General features: G+C 37.9%; 21 protein-coding genes and 1 riboswitch. Of the genes, 19 read left to right on the top strand and 2 right to left on the bottom strand.

Annotation, left to right across the window (positions count from 1 at the left end):
• Positions 1-182: 182 nt before the first annotated feature.
• The gene (gene rnhC, locus MKZ18_RS18145; protein WP_144593823.1) at positions 183-1,106 is read right to left on the bottom strand and encodes a ribonuclease HIII; all 924 of its coding nucleotides are present in this window, start codon (positions 1,104-1,106) and stop codon (positions 183-185) included.
• A 158-nt stretch (positions 1,107-1,264) separates the two neighbouring features.
• Here rnhC and zapA point away from each other — a divergent pair, with 158 nt between their 5' ends.
• The 13 genes from zapA to MKZ18_RS18080 all read left to right on the top strand — a co-directional run bounded on the left by zapA (position 1,265) and on the right by MKZ18_RS18080 (position 16,217).
• Positions 1,265-1,525: a cell division protein ZapA gene (zapA, locus tag MKZ18_RS18140; RefSeq protein WP_025907834.1), complete on the top strand. Its 261-nt coding sequence runs from the start codon at positions 1,265-1,267 to the stop codon at positions 1,523-1,525.
• Between the two features lie 8 nt (positions 1,526-1,533).
• Entirely contained in the window at positions 1,534-2,076 is a 543-nt protein-coding gene (locus tag MKZ18_RS18135; protein ID WP_025907835.1) for a CvpA family protein, read from the top strand.
• A 184-nt stretch (positions 2,077-2,260) separates the two neighbouring features.
• A complete protein-coding gene (gene polX / locus MKZ18_RS18130; protein ID WP_340842106.1) occupies positions 2,261-3,976 on the top strand; it encodes a DNA polymerase/3'-5' exonuclease PolX in 1,716 nt (571 codons plus the stop codon).
• 22 nt (positions 3,977-3,998) lie between these two features.
• Positions 3,999-6,362 carry an endonuclease MutS2 gene (locus MKZ18_RS18125; protein ID WP_144593825.1) on the top strand — a complete coding sequence of 788 codons (2,364 nt, stop codon included), beginning with the start codon at positions 3,999-4,001 and terminating at the stop codon, positions 6,360-6,362.
• 33 nt (positions 6,363-6,395) lie between these two features.
• On the top strand, positions 6,396-6,803 hold the full coding sequence (locus MKZ18_RS18120) for a DUF350 domain-containing protein (protein ID WP_076512640.1): 408 nt from the start codon (positions 6,396-6,398) through the stop codon (positions 6,801-6,803).
• A 224-nt stretch (positions 6,804-7,027) separates the two neighbouring features.
• Positions 7,028-8,716: a long-chain-fatty-acid--CoA ligase gene (locus tag MKZ18_RS18115; RefSeq protein ID WP_239428616.1), complete on the top strand. Its 1,689-nt coding sequence runs from the start codon at positions 7,028-7,030 to the stop codon at positions 8,714-8,716.
• A 108-nt stretch (positions 8,717-8,824) separates the two neighbouring features.
• A complete protein-coding gene (locus tag MKZ18_RS18110) occupies positions 8,825-9,415 on the top strand; it encodes a TetR/AcrR family transcriptional regulator (protein WP_025907840.1) in 591 nt (196 codons plus the stop codon).
• A gap of 48 nt (positions 9,416-9,463) precedes the next feature.
• A complete protein-coding gene (locus tag MKZ18_RS18105) occupies positions 9,464-10,237 on the top strand; it encodes an enoyl-CoA hydratase (protein WP_025907841.1) in 774 nt (257 codons plus the stop codon).
• 22 nt (positions 10,238-10,259) lie between these two features.
• Positions 10,260-11,033 (top strand): electron transfer flavoprotein subunit beta/FixA family protein, encoded by a 774-nt coding sequence (locus MKZ18_RS18100; protein ID WP_025907842.1) that lies wholly within the window; start codon positions 10,260-10,262, stop codon positions 11,031-11,033.
• A 29-nt stretch (positions 11,034-11,062) separates the two neighbouring features.
• Positions 11,063-12,043, top strand: a complete 981-nt coding sequence (locus MKZ18_RS18095; protein WP_144593827.1) for an electron transfer flavoprotein subunit alpha/FixB family protein — start codon at positions 11,063-11,065, stop codon at positions 12,041-12,043.
• A gap of 279 nt (positions 12,044-12,322) precedes the next feature.
• On the top strand, positions 12,323-12,637 hold the full coding sequence (gene trxA, locus MKZ18_RS18090) for a thioredoxin (protein ID WP_025907844.1): 315 nt from the start codon (positions 12,323-12,325) through the stop codon (positions 12,635-12,637).
• Positions 12,638-12,834: 197 nt separating this feature from the next.
• Positions 12,835-14,601 carry an excinuclease ABC subunit UvrC gene (uvrC, locus tag MKZ18_RS18085; RefSeq protein WP_144593828.1) on the top strand — a complete coding sequence of 589 codons (1,767 nt, stop codon included), beginning with the start codon at positions 12,835-12,837 and terminating at the stop codon, positions 14,599-14,601.
• A 66-nt stretch (positions 14,602-14,667) separates the two neighbouring features.
• Positions 14,668-14,845: riboswitch (Lysine riboswitch) on the top strand.
• A 133-nt stretch (positions 14,846-14,978) separates the two neighbouring features.
• Entirely contained in the window at positions 14,979-16,217 is a 1,239-nt protein-coding gene (locus tag MKZ18_RS18080; protein ID WP_025907846.1) for an aspartate kinase, read from the top strand.
• A 19-nt stretch (positions 16,218-16,236) separates the two neighbouring features.
• On the opposite strand, the gene MKZ18_RS18075 is transcribed toward MKZ18_RS18080, so the two are convergent.
• Complete coding sequence (locus MKZ18_RS18075; RefSeq protein WP_061785407.1) at positions 16,237-16,752, bottom strand: YslB family protein; 516 nt, start codon at positions 16,750-16,752, stop codon at positions 16,237-16,239.
• Between the two features lie 467 nt (positions 16,753-17,219).
• Between MKZ18_RS18075 and MKZ18_RS18070 the strand changes: the two genes are divergently transcribed.
• From MKZ18_RS18070 to MKZ18_RS18045, 6 genes are all read left to right on the top strand, one after another.
• Complete coding sequence (locus MKZ18_RS18070; RefSeq protein WP_025907848.1) at positions 17,220-17,828, top strand: succinate dehydrogenase cytochrome b558 subunit; 609 nt, start codon at positions 17,220-17,222, stop codon at positions 17,826-17,828.
• Between the two features lie 28 nt (positions 17,829-17,856).
• Positions 17,857-19,650, top strand: coding sequence for a succinate dehydrogenase flavoprotein subunit (gene sdhA, locus MKZ18_RS18065; RefSeq protein WP_025907849.1), 1,794 nt, complete (start codon positions 17,857-17,859; stop codon positions 19,648-19,650).
• Entirely contained in the window at positions 19,651-20,424 is a 774-nt protein-coding gene (gene sdhB / locus MKZ18_RS18060) for a succinate dehydrogenase iron-sulfur subunit (RefSeq protein WP_025907850.1), read from the top strand.
• A 158-nt stretch (positions 20,425-20,582) separates the two neighbouring features.
• Positions 20,583-20,807, top strand: coding sequence for a spore germination transcription factor GerE (gene gerE / locus MKZ18_RS18055; RefSeq protein ID WP_013059396.1), 225 nt, complete (start codon positions 20,583-20,585; stop codon positions 20,805-20,807).
• Positions 20,808-20,990: 183 nt separating this feature from the next.
• Positions 20,991-21,314, top strand: coding sequence for a hypothetical protein (locus MKZ18_RS18050; protein WP_138116566.1), 324 nt, complete (start codon positions 20,991-20,993; stop codon positions 21,312-21,314).
• Positions 21,315-21,507: 193 nt separating this feature from the next.
• Positions 21,508-22,008 (top strand): cation:proton antiporter regulatory subunit, encoded by a 501-nt coding sequence (locus MKZ18_RS18045; protein WP_076512646.1) that lies wholly within the window; start codon positions 21,508-21,510, stop codon positions 22,006-22,008.

The raw sequence follows: 22,008 nt of genomic DNA, 5'->3' as shown, positions 1-22,008 counted from the left end.
ACTCCTGCGGGAAAGAGAGGGAAAACGGAGATCCCGCAGCGCAGCGAGGAAGCTCAGGTTCCTCCCCGCGGAAAGCGAGTGGCCGTAGCGCAATGGAACGAACGTGTTCAGACAAACCAAAGAGATGGGAACAGCTATTGTTCGTCTCTTAGAAGCAATCATTTTGTTATGTCCCAAACTCTTTATTTTTTTACTAAAGCTAAAGCTTTTTCTGTATTTGCGAAGTGAGTTTTAGCAATGGAATGTAAACCTTTAACTCCGTGCTTTTTAATAATGGAGGCAGCTGCAATATCCACCTGTTTGCCTGCGCCACGAGGAATGGTCATACCGACCGTTTCTGAAAGCTTATCCATCTGTTTTAAAAAGGCATACCTTGCAATAATAGATGCAGCAGCTACTGCTAAATGTACGCCCTCGCCTTTCGTACTAAAATATACGTTTTCATTAGCTATTGCTTTTTCATTAGCGATATGTTTGTAATAAGTATTCTTTTCAACAAATTGATCAATTAAAATGCCGTCTGGCTTTTCAGGACTAATCTTATTCAGCACGTTTAAAATTGCTTTATTATGAAGAAGTGCTTTCATTTTTCCTTGTGTCATACCTCGTTCTTGGAAAGTATTATACTTTTCATTATGTAGGACGAGCAAGCTGTAAGGAGTAATTTTTATTAATTGCTGAGCAAGGGAAATAATTTTTTGGTCGGTTAAATCTTTTGAATCGCGGACACCGAGCTCTTTCAATAATGGAATTTGTTCTTTTTTAACGTATGCAGCAACAACCGTCATTGGACCAAAGTAATCACCAGTTCCTACCTCATCAGAACCAATTACCGATAGCTCACTAAAGTTTGGAGGTAAAACGGCTTTAGTTTTAGAAATTTGCTTTTTAATTGGTGCGGTTGTGTTGCCCCATTTCACAGCTTCTACTTCCGCACCTTTCCCTTGAAACAGTACTTTTCCAGATTTATAAGCGGTGATTGAGCTGTTACCTGTCTTTGCAGTAAATATTGCACCGGCAGGTACTTTAGCCTGTAAGTGCGGAGTGTAAAATGTTTTCATTTTGAAGATGTCATCAGATGATAAAGTTAAAACAACGTGTGACATATGTCTCCACCTTTCATTGTCGATAAGCTGATTAGTCAACTTATTTTACAAATAAATGTCTATTTTTTATAATAACGTAAATATTGATATGTTTCCATTGCAGTCTCCTTCATGATATGATATTGATTAGGATTTTTTGTGGAACGGAGGACTTTCTCGTGTCAGGACAAGATAAAACACGTGCGACAGTTGATATATATGGGCAGCCTTATAAAATCGTTGGAACAGAAAGTACTAGTCATATCCGACTGGTAGCTTCGATTGTTGATGATAAAATGAGGGAGATTAGCAAAAAAAATCCGTATTTAGACATTAATAAATTAGCTGTTCTAACTGCGGTCAATATTGTGAATGAGTATGTAAAGCTCAAAGAGGAATATGAAATGTTAGAAAAAAAACTTCATCAGAAAGAGGAATGAGACTTCTAATGTTAGACATTATTTTAGTTATCCTGCTGCTGTTAGGATTTGTTACTGGATTAAAACGCGGGCTAATACTACAAATCGTTCACCTTGTGAGCTTTGCCGTAGCGTTTATTGTAGCCTATATTTTTAGCGCAGATTTAGCACCTCGACTACGTTTGTTAATTCCGTTTCCAAATATGCAACAGCAAAGCGTTGCATCATTTGTATTAGATCCTGCGTTTCTTGAAGATGCTTTTTATCGCATGATAGCTTTTGCGATTTTGTTCTTTGTTACCCGTCTTGTTTTACGTATGGTTGGTTCTGTGCTAACTGCTTTAACGGATCTTCCGATCTTACGTCAACTGAATAGATGGGGAGGAGGAGCATTGGGCTTCGTAGAGGTTTACGTTCTCGTATTCATTCTACTCTATCTGGGGGCGGTTCTTCCTGTAAATGACGTACAAACGGCGATTCAGCAGTCAGCAATTGCCACAAATATCGTTGAAAATACACCTTATTTATCATCTGTCATTCAAGATTTGTGGACAGAATACGGTATGGTATAAGCAAGTAATTTAAATAGACAGTGGAGAGGATTGCTCAGAAGTGGCATAATACTTTTGAAATCCTCTTTTTTTGTTTTACAATAATAAAGAAGGACTAAACGTAAATAAAGCTTTTTGGTGTCAAAGTAGTACAAGTAAACATAGACCGCACTCATACATATAAATCTTGAATCGAGGTTGAATAATGAATAAAAAAGATGTTATTAAACTTTTAGAGACTATTGCTACATATATGGAGTTAAAAGGAGATAATCCATTTAAGATTTCTGCTTTTCGTAAAGCTGCGGCAGCGCTTGAGAGCGATGAGCGTAGCCTAAGTGATATTGAAGACGTAACAACTCTACAAGGAATTGGAAAAGGTACAGCGACGGTAATTGAAGAATTTAGAGAAAAAGGCCAGTCATCCGTATTAGACGAATTGAAAAAAGAAGTGCCGGAAGGGCTAGTACCGCTTTTAAAACTTCCTGGATTAGGTGGAAAAAAGATTGCAAAGTTATATAAAGAGTTAGACATTGTGGACATCATTTCACTAGAAGAAGCTTGTCATAATGAAAAAGTTCAGGGATTAGCCGGCTTTGGTAAGAAAACAGAAGAAAAGATTTTAGCCGCAATCGCGGAATATGGAAAAAGACCAGAGCGGTTACCACTTGCATTTATGCTACCAATTGCTGAAGAAATTCTAGGACAATTAGAAGCGATGACAGATATTATTCGATATTCACAAGCTGGAAGTATTAGACGAATGAAAGAAACGGTAAAGGATTTAGATTTTATTATTTCAACAGAAAACCCAGCAGCTGTTCGAGAACAGCTTGTGTCATTGCCGCTTGTTAAAGATATCATTTCAAATGGAGATACAAAAGTTTCTGTGACGCTCGGCTATGACTACGACGTATCCGTTGACTTCCGTCTTGTTGAAGATCAAGCTTTTGTTACAACGCTTCATCATTTTACTGGTTCCAAAGATCATAATGTTCGTATGCGTCAATTAGCTAAGGAGAACGGGGAGAAGATTAGTGAATACGGTGTGGAAAACATGGAGACAGGTGAAATCCAAACATTTGAAACAGAAGAAGCGTTCTATCATCATTTTGGACTAGCATTTATTCCACCTGAGGTTAGAGAAGATGGACGTGAAGTAGACATCTTTACAAAGAATCAAGAGCTCTTAAAGCATGATGATATTAAAGGCGACTTACATATGCACTCAACGTGGAGTGATGGAGGTTACTCTCTTGAAGAAATGGCTGAAGCTTGCCGAGCAAAAGGTTATGAGTATATGGCGATTACCGATCACTCACAGTATTTAAAAGTAGCTAACGGATTAACGCCAGAGCGCATTCGTAAGCAGCGAGAAGAAGTAAAGAGGTTAAATGAAAAATATACGGATTTTACGATTCTAGCAGGAATTGAAATGGACATTTTACCAGACGGGACGCTCGATTATGAAGATGAGCTATTAGCTGAAATGGATTTTGTCATTGCCTCTATTCATTCAAGTTTTTCACAATCTCGTGAAGACATTATGATGCGTTTGAAAAACGCGTTAACAAATCAACACGTAGATTTAATTGCACATCCAACGGGACGCTTAATTGGTCGAAGAGAAGGGTATGATGTGGATATTAATTTGTTAATTTCACTTGCTAAAGAAACCGATACTGCTCTTGAATTAAACGCAAACCCAAATCGTTTGGATTTAGCAGCAGAGCACATTAAGAAAGCACAAGAAGCAGGAGTGAAAATTGCTATTAATACAGATGCTCACAACCTCGAGATGTTAGAAGACATGAAGGTTGGCGTATCTACTGGCGTAAAGGGATGGTTAAAGCCTCAAACAGTGTTAAATACGTATAGTTTAGATGAGTTAAAGGTGTTTTTAAACCGCCACAAAGAGTAATAATTATCAGGAGGAATTTATTTTGCAACCAAGGATCTTTCAAGTGCTTGAATTTAATAAAGTAAAAGAACAGCTAGCTACAAAAGTTGCCTCATCTTTAGGGAAAGAAAAAGTAGATCAGCTTGTTCCATCTACAGACTATGAACAGGTTTTAAAATGGCAGGATGCTACAGATGAAGCCACAACAGTTCTAAGACTTCGTGGACATGCACCTCTCGGTGGAATTTCGGATGTAAGACAAAGCGTAAAGCGAGCTGAAATTGGGGGAACGTTAAGTCCAAATGAACTCTTAGATATTGCTGGCACAATCTATGCAGCGAGACAATTAAAACAATTTGTTGAGCAATTAGTAGAAGACGAAGACGTCAAGATTCCAATCATCCAAGAACATATCGAAAAGTTGGTACCCCTGCCAGAAGTAGAGCAAGCGGTTAAGATGAGCATTGATGAAAATGGCACGGTTCTAGACGGTGCTAGCGAACAGCTGAGAGGCATTCGTCAAAAGCTTCGTTCGACTGAATCACGTATTCGTCAAAAGCTAGAGAGTTTAGTGCGCTCATCTTCTGCTCAAAAAATGCTCTCAGATACGGTTGTAACGATTCGAAATGACCGATTCGTTATTCCAGTAAAACAAGAGTATCGCAGTGCTTATGGAGGTATCGTTCACGATCAGTCATCTTCAGGTGCAACGCTATTTATTGAACCGCAAGCAATTGTTACGTTAAATAATGAATTGCAAGAAGCGAAAATGAAAGAAAAGCAAGAAATCGAAAAAATCTTAATTGAGCTCACGACTCAAGTGGCAGAAGTAGCAAATGAGCTAAGACAAAACATTTATTTACTCGGTGAATTAGATTTTATGTTTGCTAAAGGACGTTATAGTCACGAGTTAAAAGCTTCAAAACCAAAGATGAATGACCGAGGCTACATCAAGTTATTTAAAGCAAAGCATCCTCTGATTTCGCAAGATGAAGTGGTAGCCAACGATATTGAGCTTGGTGATGACTATACGTCGATTGTGATTACAGGTCCTAATACAGGCGGTAAAACCGTTACGCTAAAAACAATTGGTTTATTTACACTAATGGCTCAAGCTGGCCTCCAAATTCCAGCGCTAGACGGTTCAGAGATGGCGGTATTTAAGCACGTATTTGCCGATATTGGAGATGAGCAGTCAATTGAACAAAGCTTAAGTACGTTCTCTTCTCATATGGTTAATATTGTGGATATCTTAAAGAAGGTAGATAGCGAAAGCCTTGTTTTATTTGATGAGCTAGGAGCCGGTACAGACCCTCAAGAAGGAGCAGCGCTAGCCATTTCGATTTTGGATGAAGTATATGGGTGCGGTGCAAGAGTAGTTGCAACCACTCATTATCCAGAACTAAAGGCATATGGATATAACCGTGCCGGTGTTGTGAATGCGAGCGTTGAGTTTGATATTGAAACGCTAAGCCCAACTTATAAGCTATTAATTGGTGTACCAGGACGAAGTAACGCATTTGAAATTTCAAAGCGATTAGGGCTAGAAGATAAGGTTATCAATCATGCTAAAAGCTATATTGGTTCTGAGACAAATAAAGTGGAAAACATGATTGCGTCCCTTGAAGAGAGCAGACGTAAATCGGAAGCTGAACTAGCTGAAGCGGAAACATTACGTAAGGAATCTGAAAAGCTTCATCAAGAGCTTCAGCGTCAAATTATTGAATTCAATGAACAGCGTGATAAGCTATATGAAAAAGCAGAAAAGAAAGCTGAAGATACAATTAAGGAAGCATCACAAGAAGCGGAAAACATTATTCGGAATTTACGCCAAATGCAAAAAAATCAGCAAGCATCGATTAAAGAGCATGAGCTGATTGAAGCAAGAAAACGCCTAGAAGATGCGGTCCCTACATTGGAGAAAAGTAAAAAGCAAGTTTCTAAACCTAAAAAGCAAGAGAGAGTCCTGTCTCCAGGCGACGAAGTGAAAGTTGTGACATGGGGACAAAAAGGTACGTTACTTGAGCGGACAGGAAGTAATGAGTGGCAAGTTCAGATGGGTATTATGAAAATGAAAGTAAAAGAAAAAGACCTAGAGTACATCAGCTCACCAAAACCTGTTGAAACAAAGCCTCTTGCAACGGTAAAAGGTAAAGATTATCATGTTAGCTTAGAACTTGATCTTAGAGGAGAAAGATACGAAAATGCACTTAGTCGAGTTGAAAAATATCTAGATGATGCGCTTCTTGCAGGTTATCCACGCGTATCTATTATTCATGGAAAAGGAACTGGTGCTTTACGAAAAGGTGTGCAAGAATATTTAAAGAACCACCGTTCAGTTAAATCAGCTCGTTTTGGCGAAGCTGGTGAAGGAGGGACAGGTGTTACTGTCGTAGAATTTAAGTAATAGAGAAGATGAGGGGGAGGAGAGCTGCAAGGAATGGATAATTTTTGGAAAGATCCTTATGTGGAATCAGCGGCTTACTACAGCGTTGTTATATTAAGTATTGTTGTATTTTTAGCGATTTTCGAACTTGTAACAAAATATAAAAACTGGGAAGAAATTCAAAAAGGGAACCTTGCAGTTGCCATGGCTACAGGAGGTAAAATATTTGGCTTAGCCAATATTTTTAAGTATTCCATCGAGCATAATGATAATTTATTTACAATGCTGGGCTGGGGAATCTATGGGTTTGTTCTTTTGTTAATGAGCTACTTTATCTTTGAGTTTTTAACACCAAAGTTTCGAATTGACGACGAGATTGAAAATGATAATCGCGCGGTCGGCTTAATTTCATTGATTATTTCTGTTGGCATGTCGTTTGTCATTGGTGCAGGAATTGGATAGGGGAGCAGAGACATGGAACTATTGGCAAAAGTATTGATTGGATTATGCGGATTGTTTATGGTAATTGGCCTTATTTATTTGTTGTTTTTTTCATAAATTAGTTAGACAAGAGAAGAGTGAAAATCTCTTCTCTTTTTTTATAACTATTTGTCATGCTAATCACTGATTCAAAAGTAGTATACTTTAAGAAGAAAGAAAATTTAAAAAATAAAGGAGGGAGCAGTATGCTTGATAAACCATGGGTTTCTCAGTACCCACCTGAAATACCTCATTCACTTGCATACAGTGAAAAGACGTTAGCTCAGCTTTTTGAGGAAGCAGCTAAGAAGAATCCACATAAGTGTGCTGTGCACTTTTTAGGCAAGCGACTCACGTTTCATGAACTATATGAGCAAGCAATTACTTTGGCTGTATACCTCAAGGAAATAGGTGTACAAAAGGGAGATCGAGTCGCCATAATGTTGCCAAATTGTCCTCAAGCTGTTATCTCTTTTTATGGAGTTCTCTTGGCAGGAGGAATTGTTGTTGAAACCAATCCGTTGTATACAGAAAGAGAATTAGAGTATCAATTAAATGATTCAGGAGCAACATGTATCATTGCTTTAGATCTATTGTATCCGCGCATCTCAAAAGTGAAAGCGTTAACAAAAATTAAACATGTTATTTCAACTTCAATTAAAGACTACTTACCATTCCCGAAAAATCTATTATATCCTTATGTACAAAAAAAGCAGCAAGCTATAACTGTTCAAGTTGAGCATATGGGTGATACGCATCTATTCCCAACTATTATGAAGCGTAAAAGAGAATCGGGAACCTTTGTATATGACGTTACTTCTAATGAAAATATTGCCTTATTACAATATACTGGTGGAACAACTGGATTTCCAAAGGGAGTTATGCTTACTCATAAAAACTTAGTAACGAACGCAACAATGTGCTCTCATTGGCTTTATCGGTGCAAACAAGGTCATGAAAAAATTCTTGGAATCCTACCGTTTTTTCACGTATATGGTTTAACCACGGTACTCATTTTATCTGTTTTAGAAGGATATGAAATGATTTTATTACCGAAATTTGATGTGGAAAGCGTTTTAAAAACAATTCATAAGCAGCGTCCTACTTTGTTTCCAGGTGCCCCAACTATTTATATTGCGTTATTAAATCATCCAGATCTCAGCAAATACAACTTATCATCCATTGATTCATGTATTAGTGGTTCTGCACCTCTCCCTGTTGAAGTACAGGAAAAATTTGAGGAAATAACGGGAGGGAAGTTAGTAGAAGGTTACGGTTTAACTGAGACATCTCCAGTTACACACTCTAATTTTGTTTGGGAGAAGAGAATTAGAGGCAGTATCGGTGTTCCTTGGCCAGATACAGATGCCAAAATTATCTCGTTTGAAACAGGCGAAGCATTGCCAATTAATGAAATTGGTGAAATTGTAGTAAAAGGTCCACAGGTTATGAAAGGATATTGGCATCGTCCTGATGAAACCGAAGCTGTGTTACAAGATGGGTGGCTGAAAACAGGTGATGTTGGTTACATGGATGAAGATGGCTTCTTCTATATTGTAGATCGTAAAAAAGATATGATTATTGCAGGTGGATATAATATCTATCCTCGTGAAATTGAGGAGGTACTGTATGAGCACCCGAAAGTGCAAGAAGTCGTTGTTGCTGGAATTCCAGATGAATACAGAGGAGAAACAGTAAAAGCTTACATTGTTCTAAAAAATGGTGTATCATGTACAGAAGAAGAATTAAATACTTTTTCACGTCAATATTTAGCGGCATACAAAGTTCCTCGGGTATACGAGTTTCGAAAAGAACTTCCGAAAACAGCAGTCGGAAAGATTTTAAGAAGAGCACTCGTTGAGGAAGAAAAGGAAAGCCAAAAAAAGGCGACGTGATAAACGTCGTCTCTTTTTTTATAAAACACAATTGACAGAATCATCTTATTTCTTTATTATAAAAATATGAATGAATCATCATTCATATTTTAAAGGAGCGTATTTAGATTGAAAAGAAATAAGCCAAAGTACATGCAAATTATTGATGCAGCAGTAATTGTTATTGCTGAAAACGGCTACCATAATGCTCAGGTTTCAAAGATTGCTAAGCAAGCAGGAGTAGCTGATGGAACGATTTATTTATACTTTAAAAATAAAGAAGATGTATTAATTTCTTTATTTCAAGAAAAGATGGGACAGTTTATTGAAAAGGTACAGGAAGAAATTGTTGAAGTAAACACTGCTTCTGAACGCCTATATATGTTAATTGATAAACATTTCTCATTCTTAGCAAGTGATTATTCATTAGCGGTTGTCACACAGTTAGAGTTAAGACAATCAAATAAAGAGCTTCGCTTGAAAATTAATGATGTATTAAAAGATTACCTTACTGTTATTGATACCATCCTTCAAAAGGGAATCGAAACAGGAGAGTTTCCAGAAAACTTGGATATTCGCTTGGCCCGCCAAATGATATTTGGGACGATTGATGAAACGGTCACTACATGGGTGATGAATGATCAGCGTTACGAATTAAGCGAACTATCTAAAAAAGTACACTATTTATTAATGAATGGATGCAGTGGCTCTCCGCTTTAATGGGGAGAGCTTATGCTCTACATAAATTGAAGCAAGAGGTGAGTAGAATTGAGCGCTTTGTATAGTGAAACAATTCAAGGAATAACGTTTATTACATTTAACAACCCACCTGCTAATGCGCTGTCTCAAGGCGTATTACAAGAGCTTTCACAACTACTAAAAAAGTACGAAGAGATTGAGGAAACTCGAGTTATTATTCTAAAAGGTGAAGGGCGCTTTTTCTGCGCAGGAGCCGATATTAAAGAGTTTACTTCCTTACAACAATCCACTCAATATGAAAATTTAGCTAAAAAAGGTCAAAACTTATTTGAGTATATTGAAAATTATCCAAAGCCTATTATTGCCATGATTCATGGAACGGCTCTTGGAGGAGGGTTAGAATTAGCGATGAGCTGTCACATGCGATTTGTTACGCATGATGCAAAGCTTGGCCTACCTGAACTCCAGCTTGGAATCATTCCGGGATTTGCAGGTACCCAGCGACTGCCACGCTATGTGGGAGCTGCTAAGGCATGTGAAATGATGCTAACAAGCAGGCCAATCAAGGGAACAGAAGCGGTAACCCTTGGATTAGCCAATGCTTCCTACCATGAGGAGGAACTTCATTCAAAAGTAACGGCGATAGCGGAAGTAATTGCTAAAAAGAGCCCAAGTTCTGTAAAAGCGACCCTTGAATTACTACAGTATACAAAAACGAGTCGTTATTACGAGGGAGTAGAAAAAGAAGCACAACTTTTTGGAAGCGTATTCAACACGGAGGATGCAAAAGAAGGGGTTACGGCTTTTATTGAAAAAAGAGAGCCAAAGTTTGTTGGAAAGTAACTATCTTTAGGAGGGGAAATAAATGAATATTTATGTTTTATTAAAAAGAACATTTGATACTGAGGAGAAAATTGCTTTACAAAATGGTCAAATTGCAGAAGATGGAGCAGAGTTTATTATTAACCCTTACGATGAATATGCAGTAGAGGAAGCAATTCAGCTGAAAGATAAGCATGGGGGAGAAATTACGGTTGTAACGGTAGGAAACGAAGAAGCAGAAAAAGAGCTTCGTACAGCACTTGCAATGGGAGCTGATAAAGCGGTGCTAATCAATATTGAAGACGACGTAGAGTATGGGGATCAGTATACGACAGCTAAAATTTTAGCGCAGTATTTAAAAGATCAATCGCCGGATTTAGTTTTAGCAGGGAACGTGGCAATCGACGGAGGATCAGGCCAAGTTGGTCCGCGTGTCGCTGAACTATTAGAAATTCCGTACGTTACTACGGCAACAAAGCTTGATATCGATGGAACAAACGTAACAGTTGTACGAGATGTAGAGGGTGACTCAGAAGTTATTGAGACAACTTTACCGCTATTGGTTACGGCGCAACAAGGTCTAAATGAGCCACGCTATCCATCTTTACCAGGCATTATGAAAGCAAAAAAGAAGCCGCTGGAAGAACTGGAGTTAGATGATTTAGATTTAGATGAAGATGATGTAGAAGCAAAAACAAAAACAATCGAAATTTATTTACCACCTAAAAAAGAAGCAGGACGCGTTTTGAGTGGCGATATTCAAGATCAAGTAAAAGAGATGGTTACGCTATTGCATTCAGAAGCAAAAGTAGTTTAAAAAAAGCTTAAGATAATGGGGGAATTGAAATGGGACGCAAAGTATTGGTGTTAGGAGAAGCAAGAGAAGGTGCATTACGGCACGTATCATTTGAAGCAATTGCTGCAGGCGCAACGGTTGCTGAAGGTGGAGAAGTCGTTGGCGTTCTTGTTGGTAAAGGAGTGAAAAATTTAGGAGACGAACTCATTCATTACGGAGCAAACCGAGTAATTGTAACCGAGCATGATGACTTGGATTCTTATACATCTGATGGCTATGCACAAGCACTATTGGCTGTTATTCAAGAAGAAAAGCCAGAAGCAATTATATTTGGTCATACGGCTTTAGGAAAAGATTTATCACCTAAATTGGCTGCGCGTCTAGATAAGGGGCTAATATCAGACGTAACAGCACTTGAAGCAGCAGGTGGAAACTTAGTCTTCACTCGCCCAATCTATTCAGGAAAAGCGTTTGAAAAGAAGATTTCTACAGAAGACTTTATCTTTGCTACCATCCGTCCAAACAATATCTCGGCTTTGGAAAAAGACACGAATCGTACAGGAGACGTAAAAGAATTTGATGTGGAAATTAAAAATCTACGTACAATTGTAAAAGAAGTAGTTCGCAAAGCCACTCAAGGGGTAGATTTATCAGAAGCAAAAGTGGTCATTGCAGGTGGACGTGGTGTAAAAAGTGAAGATGGATTTAAGCCTCTAGAAGACTTAGCTGATGTGCTTGGTGGAGCAGTTGGAGCATCCCGCGGAGCTTGTGACGCTGAGTACTGCGATTACTCACTTCAAATTGGCCAAACGGGAAAAGTTGTAACACCAGATCTTTATATCGCTTGCGGTATCTCAGGAGCTATTCAACATTTAGCTGGAATGTCTAATTCAAAAGTTATCGTGGCTATTAACAAGGATGCAGAAGCAAACATCTTTAAAGTAGCGGATTATGGCATTGTCGGTGATTTATTTGAAGTCGTACCACTGCTTACAGAAGAATTTAAAAAATTAAAAGTACAATCCCCATAAGAAAAAGTCTTTTCTGCCAACTACGGTGGAAAAGACTTTTCTTATGAAAATAATGAATGAATTGTTTAAAGGTGTGTAAAATAGGATACAGGTATTATATAAAGCCATTTAGCTTGGCTAGTCTTTCGCTGTTCCATGTCTTGGAACGACCTGTATTATGTAGTAAATAAATTGTTACGAATACGTTAAAAAGTATAAGCAAATAAATAGCCACTGTTATATGAAGGTGGTATACTTTCTTTATCATGTAGATATAGCATATATTTAGGAGGAATTACAATGGCAATTGCACACGCAACAGATCAAACTTTCTCAAATGAAATTGGTTCAGGGCTAGTTCTTGTTGACTTTTGGGCACCATGGTGTGGACCATGTAAAATGATTGCGCCAGTTCTTGAAGAGTTAGATCAAGAATACGGTGAAAAAGTGAAAATCGTAAAGGTAGACGTGGATGAAAACCAAGAAACTGCTGGTAGCCACGGCGTAATGAGTATCCCAACTTTAATTTTATTTAAAGATGGACAAAAGGTAGACCAAGTTATTGGTTACCAACCAAAAGAAGCACTAGCTGAATTAGTTGATAAACACGCGTAAGTAAAAAACCTAGCGATAGCTAGGTTTTTACTACTTTATACCGCATTGACGGTTTCGTACATTTTTTCTAAAAGTGATATAATAAAAGGAAACGAATAAACGTTCGTTTCCTTTTATTTTTGTATAAATGAAGAATAAATATAGATAAGCAAGAAGGTTTTGGCGAAGGTTAAAAATATTGAAGGAAGGAGAGCAGTATGAATCCTTATTTAAAAGAAAAGCTGGCTATTTTACCTGAACAACCGGGTTGTTATTTAATGAAAGATAAGTATGGAACGGTTATTTATGTTGGAAAAGCAAAGGTTCTAAAAAATCGAGTTCGTTCTTATTTCACAGGGTCTCATGATGGAAAAACGCTGCGCCTGGTTAATGATATTGTAGACTTTGAGTATATTGTGACGTCGTCAGACTTAGAAGCCCTTATTTTAGAAATGAATTTAATTAAAAAGCATGATCCTAAATATAATATTATGCTGAAAGATGATAAGGGGTATCCCTTTATTAAAATTACGAATGAAAAACACCCTCGCCTTGTCATCACGCGCAAAATTAAAAAGGATAAAGGAAAATATTTTGGACCGTATCCAAATGTTCAGGCTGCAAATGAAACCAAGCGGCTATTAGATCGCATTTATCCTTTGCGGAAATGTACGACGATGCCTAATCGAGCATGTTTATATTATCATATTGAACAGTGCCTAGCTCCCTGTGTATATGACGTTACGGATAGCCAAAACAAAGAAATTATTGATAATATTACGCGCTTTCTAAGCGGTGGTTATGAACAGGTGAAAATTGAATTAACAGAAAAGATGATGAAAGCTTCAGAAGAGCTAGATTTTGAACGTGCAAAAGAGTATCGAGATCAAATTGCTCATATTGAAGCTACAATGGAGAAGCAAAAAGTAACGTTCAATGACTTTATTAACCGTGATGTATTTGGCTATTCTTATGATAAAGGCTGGATGTGTGTACAAGTTTTCTTTATTCGACAAGGAAAGCTAATGGAACGCGAAGTGTCTATGTTTCCGTTTTACCACGAACCAGAAGAAGATTTCCTAACGTTCATTGGACAATTTTACGGAAAAAACTTAAAGCCTAAAGAAGTTCTTGTGCCAGCAACTGTAGATGCAAACCTTGCAGAACAGCTTTTAGAAGTAGACGTTCAGCATCCAAAACGAGGAAAAAAGAAAGAGCTTGTTGAGCTTGCGTCAAAAAACGCTCAAATTGCCTTAAAAGAAAAGTTTTATTTAATTGAACGAGATGAACAGCGTACGGTTGGTGCTGTCGAGCAGTTGGGGCAAGCACTAGGAATTGAAGCGCCTTATCGTATTGAAGCTTTTGATAATTCCAACATTCAAGGAACAGATCCCGTTTCTGCTATGATCGTTTTCGTTGACGGTAAACCTGAAAAGAAAGAATATCGAAAGTATAAAATTAAAACGGTTGAAGGCCCTGATGATTATGGTTCAATGCGTGAAGTGGTACGAAGACGATATACGCGCGTATTAAAAGAAGGTTTACCTTTACCAGATTTACTTATTGTTGACGGTGGAAAAGGTCATTTAGCAGCTGTTCAAGATGTTTTGGAAAATGAACTGGGGCTGCTTGTTCCAACAGCTGGATTAGTCAAAGATGAAAAGCATAGAACATCTAATTTAATGATTGGAGATCCTCCTGAAATTATTCCACTTCAGCGTAACAGCCAAGAATTCTACTTGCTTCAGCGAATTCAAGATGAGGTTCACCGCTTTGCTATTACGTTTCATCGACAAGTCCGTTCTAAATCGGCTTTTCAGTCTATATTAGACAATATTCCAGGAGTAGGTGAAAAGCGTAAAAGAGCGTTGTTGCAAAAGTTTGGATCTGTTAAAAAGATGAAGGAAGCATCAATCGAAGAGATTCAAAATGCAGGAGTTCCAAGGTCGGTTGCGGAACAAATTGTTGAAGCCTTAAAAAATTAGTATTGAATTCCAGTTTAAACTCTGATAAGCTAGAACATAATTTCATATGACACTTCATTAAACTGAAGTGAAGATAGAGGTGCGAATTTTAAGAGTACACATTTGGAAGAGTATGAGCTCTAAAGACAAATGTGGAAAGGAAAATTTGCCGAAGTGAATGACATCTCATAGAGTCATTTGCTGGTTCTGCGTTGAATAAATGTAGGATTGTCAAGAATGTGTTTCTTGGAGAGCTATCTCACGGCATTGAACGTTTTATATACTTTTCGTTCGTTAAGCAATGAGATATCCATCTCATTGCTTTTTTTATTGTCTGAGCTTAAGCAATAGATCGCCTCTTTATCATATTGAAAACAAGTGAAAGGATGAGGAGACTTATGGGATTAATCGTTCAAAAATTTGGTGGAACTTCTGTTGGATCAACAGAACGAATTCAGCATGTAGCAAACCGGGTTATCCAGGAAGTTGAGCAAGGCAATCAAGTAGTAGTGGTTGTATCAGCAATGGGTAAAACAACAGATGAATTAGTAAGATTAGCAGGAGAAATTACAAGTAAACCAAGTAAACGAGAAATGGATATGCTACTAACAACCGGTGAGCAAGTTACCATTTCTCTCCTTACAATGGCGCTGCAAGAAAAAGGCTATGACGCTACTTCCTATACAGGATGGCAGGCAGGAATTTGTACGGAAGCTCAGCATGGAAATGCACGAATCACCAAGATTAATGAACAAGCCATTGCAGGGCGTTTGAAAGAAAATCATATTGTGGTCGTAGCAGGATTTCAAGGAATGTCGGAAGATAACAGCATTACAACGTTAGGAAGAGGCGGATCTGATACAACAGCTGTAGCTTTAGCAGCGGCATTAAAAGCAGATAAGTGCGATATCTATACAGACGTAACGGGAGTATTTACAACGGACCCTCGCTACGTGCAAGGCGCTCGTAAACTGCAGTCTATTTCATATGATGAAATGCTAGAACTTGCAAATCTAGGGGCGGGTGTATTGCACCCTAGAGCAGTAGAGTTTGCAAAAAACTATCAGGTGCCACTAGAGGTAAGGTCAAGTCTAGTATTAGAAAGAGGAACGATTGTTGAGGAGGAAGTATCGATGGAACAGAACTTAGTAGTAAGAGGAATTGCATTTGAAGATAATATCTCAAGAGTCACAATTGAAGGGCTAAATAATGAACTTCAGACATTATCAACCATTTTTACAGCATTAGCAAAAGAGCACGTTAACGTGGATATTATTATTCAAAATGTGACGTCAGACAATCGTTTATCTATTTCTTTCTCGATTAAAACAGAAGATACGGATACGACTTTATCTGTGCTAGCTCAGTTAAAAGAAGTAGTAGGTCATAAAAAAGTGGAGCATGAAAGGGGCTTAGCTAAAGTTTCGATTGTTGGATCGGGTATGATTTCAAACCCAGGCGTTGCTGCCGATATGTTTGAAGTATTAGCTGTGGAAGAAATTGAAGTGAAAATGGTAAGTACGTCTGAAATTAAAGTATCAACAGTTGTGCCACATAAAGACATGGTCAAAGCGGTAGAAACTTTGCACACTGCTTTTGAATTAGAAGAGCAAGATATTTATCAAGTTCAAAAATAAAAGCGGGCACAGCCCGCTTTTATTTTTTATATCTTTCCGTTCTAGTTTCAGGTGTAATGATATCTTTTTTATCCCATTGAACGGAAAAAAGGACTTTGTCGGCTTTTTCTTTGTTGGTTAAATAAGTTTCTGTTAGACAGTTTTTTAACTGTTGAACTTGTTCAGCAACAAAGCCAGCTTCAAGATGGAAAGATGAATTGGGATACTCAGTAAATCTTCGTTTGACAACTTCACCTGTTAATTCCATTTCAATGTTATATTTTTCAGTTTTTAAAATGGTTAATTGTCCCCAGCCAGCTTTCACAAAAAAGCCGCTAATCTCTTCAATAGAGGAAAGTGGAAATTTTCGTGCTAACCGTTTTCCTGCCCAGTACGAGATTTCATTCGTATCATTGCTAAGAAGCTCTGGAATTAACACGTCTCGAAGTAAGCTGTATCCAAAATAAGGAGTTGTAGGTGCTTGTGGAGTATCGGTTTGATTGATTTCTTCACTTTCAACGATTTCTTGCTGCGTTTCAGTTTGTTGATTGCTCATTTTTTCCCCTCTTTCTTTACATCTATTATATACAAATTGAGCAGTTCTCTCATCTATTTTTAAAAATAAATCAAGCAAAGTCCATGAGATGGTTGTTGCATCTATAACTTTTCGAAATACGTAAAAAATTATTGTACAATAAAATGAATATCCTTTTATAGGAAGTCGCAATCTTTTGTGGAAAACGGTTACATAAAGGTGTACAATAAGAAGTGTAAAAAATATAAAATCCTATAACATCAACTTAGTAAGCGTTAACAAACTTAATTTTTTATAAATTTATATTTTAATGAAGATTTAAATATCTTATCTTGACGCTCTATGTTGATGGGAGTAAAATTGATGTGTCACATATTTTAATAGAGAATGCAAAGGTTTTCATTTTCTGTTGTATCAATCTATTTATTTTATTCGGGAGCTTTGTTTTCACTAACATTGTTTATCTAACTAAGGGGGGTATTACGCACATGGCAGCGAACAAAGAGTTTCAGTATCGCAAACTACATTCTTTACTAGGTGTCATACCAGTAGGCATATTTTTAGTCCAACATCTGGTTGTCAACCACTTTGCAACAAAGGGAGAAGAAGCGTTTAATCAAGCAGCTCATTTTATGGAGAGCTTACCTTTTCGCTATGCACTTGAAATCTTTATTATCTTCTTACCTATTCTATTTCATGCTATCTATGGCTTGTATATTGCGTTTACTGCCAAAACGAGTGTAAGCAGATACGGTTTCTTCCGTAACTGGATGTTTGTCTTACAACGTGTATCTGGCGTTGTAACGCTTATTTTCATTACATGGCATGTTTGGGAAACACGTATTCAAGCTGCGCTTGGTCAAAAAGTAGACTTTAATATGATGCAAGATATTTTAAGTAATCCTGGTATGATGGTATTTTATATTGTTGGTGTTGTGTCAACGATTTTCCATTTTGCTAATGGATTATGGTCATTTGGCGTTAGCTGGGGGTTAACTGTAACACCTCGCTCTCAACGAATTTCAACATATGTAACATTAGCGATTTTCTTCGCATTAACATTTGTAGGTGTACGTACACTATTCGCATTTGCATAAAATTACGTTTTAAAGGAGTGAGGTTACGATGAGTAAAGGAAGAATTATTGTTGTTGGTGGCGGCTTAGCGGGCTTAATGGCAACAATTAAAATTGCTGAGTCTGGCAAACAAGTTGATTTGTTTTCATTAGTTCCAGTGAAGAGATCTCACTCAGTTTGCGCTCAAGGTGGTATTAACGGAGCTGTAAATACAAAAGGTGAAGGAGATTCACCGTGGGAACACTTTGACGATACGGTATACGGCGGAGACTTTTTAGCCAATCAACCTCCAGTAAAAGCAATGTGTGAAGCTGCCCCAGGCATTATTCATTTATTGGACCGTATGGGTGTTATGTTTAACCGTACTCCTGAAGGTTTGTTAGACTTCAGACGATTCGGAGGAACACAGCATCACAGAACTGCGTTTGCAGGCGCAACAACAGGGCAGCAGCTTCTGTATGCATTAGATGAACAAGTTCGTCGCTATGAAGTAGCAGGGCTCGTAACAAAGTATGAAGGTTGGGAATTCTTAGGAGCAGTATTAGATGATGAGCGTACCTGTCGTGGAATTACCGCACAAGATTTGAAGTCTATGGAAATTAAAACATTCCCTGCAGATGCGGTAATTATGGCCACAGGTGGACCTGGTATTATTTTCGGAAAATCAACGAATTCAGTTATTAATACTGGTTCAGCAGCATCCATTGTGTATCAACAAGGAGCTTACTATTCAAATGGGGAGTTTATTCAAATTCATCCAACAGCCATTCCTGGAGACGATAAGCTTCGCTTAATGAGCGAATCTGCTCGTGGTGAAGGCGGGCGTGTTTGGACATATAAAGATGGTAAGCCTTGGTACTTCTTAGAGGAGAAATATCCTGCTTACGGTAACTTGGTACCTCGTGATATTGCAACACGTGAAATATTTGATGTATGCGTAGCGCAAAAGCTTGGTATTAACGGCGAAAACATGGTTTACTTAGACCTTTCTCACAAAGATCCAAAAGAGCTTGATATCAAGCTTGGTGGAATCATTGAAATTTATGAAAAATTCATGGGAGACGACCCACGCAAAGTACCAATGAAAATCTTCCCAGCTGTTCACTATTCAATGGGCGGATTGTGGGTAGATTATGATCAAATGACAAATATTCCTGGTCTGTTTGCAGCAGGTGAGTGTGATTACTCCCAGCACGGTGCAAACCGTCTAGGTGCTAATTCACTTCTATCAGCTATTTATGGCGGTATGGTCGCTGGGCCAAAAGCGGTTGATTACATTAACGGCTTAGAGAAAAGTGCCGATGCTCTACCAACAAGCCTATATGATCAACATGTGAAGCAGGAAGAAGAAAAATGGCAAAGTATTATGTCAATGGATGGAACAGAAAATGCGTATATTCTTCATAAAGAGTTAGGAGAATGGATGACTGACAACGTGACAGTTGTACGTTATAATGACAAGCTGTTACAAACAGATGAGAAAATTCAAGAGCTTATTGAACGCTATGATCGTATTAATATTAACGACACAGCGAAGTGGAGTAACCAAGGGGCAACGTTTACTCGTCAGCTTCAAAATATGCTTCAGCTTTCTCGTGTAGTGACGCTAGGTGCATACAATCGTAACGAAAGCCGTGGGGCGCACTATAAGCCTGAATTCCCAGATCGTAACGATGAAGAATTCTTAAAAACAACAATGGCTCAGTTTGTTGATAAGAAAAAGGCACCAGCTTTCCATTATGAAGAAGTAGATGTGTCATTAATTAAGCCACGTAAACGTGACTATACAAAGAAAAAAGATGAGAAAAAAGCAACGAAAAAACAACAAGAGGGGGTTCGTTAAATGAGTGCACAACAAACGGCACAAAAAACAGTTCGTTTTGTTATTACTCGTCAAGATTCGCCTGAGACAGCTCCTTATAATCAAGAATTTGAGATACCTTATCGCCCTAATATGAACGTGATTTCTGCACTAATGGAAATCCGCCGTAACCCTGTTGATGCAAACGGTAATGAAACAACACCTATTAACTGGGATATGAACTGCTTAGAAGAAGTTTGTGGAGCATGTTCAATGGTCATTAACGGCAAGCCCCGTCAATCTTGTACCGCTCTAGTAGATAAGTTAGAACAGCCGATTCAACTTCAGCCAATGAAGACATTTCCTGTTGTTCGTGACTTACAAGTTGACCGAAGCAGAATGTTTGATTCATTAAAGAAAGTAAAAGCGTGGGTTCCAATCGATGGAACATACGACTTAGGACCGGGGCCTCGCATGCCTGAGAAAAAGCGTCAATGGGCATATGAACTTTCAAAATGTATGACGTGTGGAGTTTGTTTAGAAGCATGTCCAAACGTTAACGATAAATCAAACTTCATCGGACCAGCACCACTTTCTCAAGTAAGATTATTTAATGCTCACCCAACTGGTGCTATGAATAAAGGAGAAAGACTAGAAGCAATTATGGGGGATGGAGGCCTTGCAAACTGCGGTAACTCACAAAACTGCGTGCAGTCTTGTCCAAAGGGTATTCCATTAACAACATCAATTGCAGCGCTTAACCGAGACACAACGATTCAGGCATTCCGTAACTTCTTCGGTAGCGATCAAGTATAATTACAAAAGAGCTCCACGGCTTTTGCAGCTGTGGAGCTCTTTTTATTTTGAAAAAATGTAGAATGCAGTAACCCATTTATTGCTTCCTACATAAGATATGGTGACTAAATTTACACCCATCCGATAGTTCAACTCAGGATCAGGCAAGGAGGGTTACATTGAAAGAAAAAGAGTTTCAACCTAAACCACTGCTGACAAAGCGTGAAAGAGAAGTATTTGAGCTTCTAGTACAAGACAAAACAACAAAAGAAATCGCGAGTGAACTATTCATTAGCGAAAAAACAGTGCGCAATCACATTTCAAATGCGATGCAAAAGCTTGGAGTTAAGGGGCGTTCTCAAGCAGTTGTCGAACTCCTTCGTATGGGGGAACTTGAATTATAACATGAGCGGGGTATCCCTGTTGGGAACCCGCTTTTTGTTAGTGTTTAGAATGTATCATTAGAAAAAATTAAAATAAATAAAAATATACATAAATGAAACTTATCGCTTGAATACAAAACGCATTCTCCGTATAATAAAAAGTGAGAGAGATTTTCTCTACTTTAGATAAAAGGAGGTGCAAATATGAGAAGAGTTTGGTTTTTAATTATGTTTTTCATGCTGCTTGCTTTACCTTTAGGTAATTTGCCAGTTTCATTAAACGATGGTACACAACAACATGCCATTGTTGATACTGTAGCATTAAATCATCCTACAGAAAGTGTACAGCATTCAACTGGCGTAAAGCTCGTTACCAAGCATTTTAATATATCGTTCGAAACGGGATACGCACCTGTTTTGTCAGTAACACAAGTTGAACAACCTCTAATATATGAAAGTCAAAAAGAGTTATTTGCTCTCCGACAACCCTTTATTTATGCAAAACAATTTCAAACAAATTACCTCTAACTATTCAACAATTAAAATCCTACGTTTACCTTATAAAAAATTAACGTTTAATAAGGTTATTTGCTGTGCAAACTTTTATGTATTAAACGTTACCCTATAAAACTGTAATTTCCCATATACACTTTGTTAGATTTACACGAAATTAAGATGAGTAACTATCAAAAAATCGTTATGTTATAGGAGTTGTTCATGCATGGTTATTAGAGAATCTGAGCTTCCAGGTATCGGCAGAAAATTTGAAATTGATACACAGGAAGGAAATCGTATTGTTATTATTCTTCATGATGACGGTCGTCGTGAAGTATATTATTTTGATAAAAGAGACTTGGAAGAAAGTGCTTTTGATATTACGCTTAACGATACAGAAGCCAGACAGTTGGCTGCCATTTTAGGAGGCATGATTTATAAGCCAAAGGCAATGGAAACAATCGAAGTGGCTTTTAATGACCTCATCATCGAATGGTATAAAGTTGAATCGGGCGCCAAAGCTCATAATAAAACTATCGGCGATATAGACGTTCGTAGTAATTATGATGTAACAATCATCGCCATTATGAAAGGACCCAAAACAAAGCTTTCTAGTCCTGGTCCAGATACTGTTATTGAAGAAGGAGACACGCTCGTTATTTCTGGTGAGAGAGGCAACTTGAAACGGTTAATTACAGAGCTTCTTTCAAAAGGAGGTAGCGCTTAA

The organism is Priestia sp. FSL W8-0001, from assembly GCF_038050335.1.
Classification (GTDB): domain Bacteria; phylum Bacillota; class Bacilli; order Bacillales; family Bacillaceae_H; genus Priestia; species Priestia flexa.
Note: the sequence above shows the minus strand (reverse complement) of the source record. Positions and strands in the feature narration are given on the sequence as shown.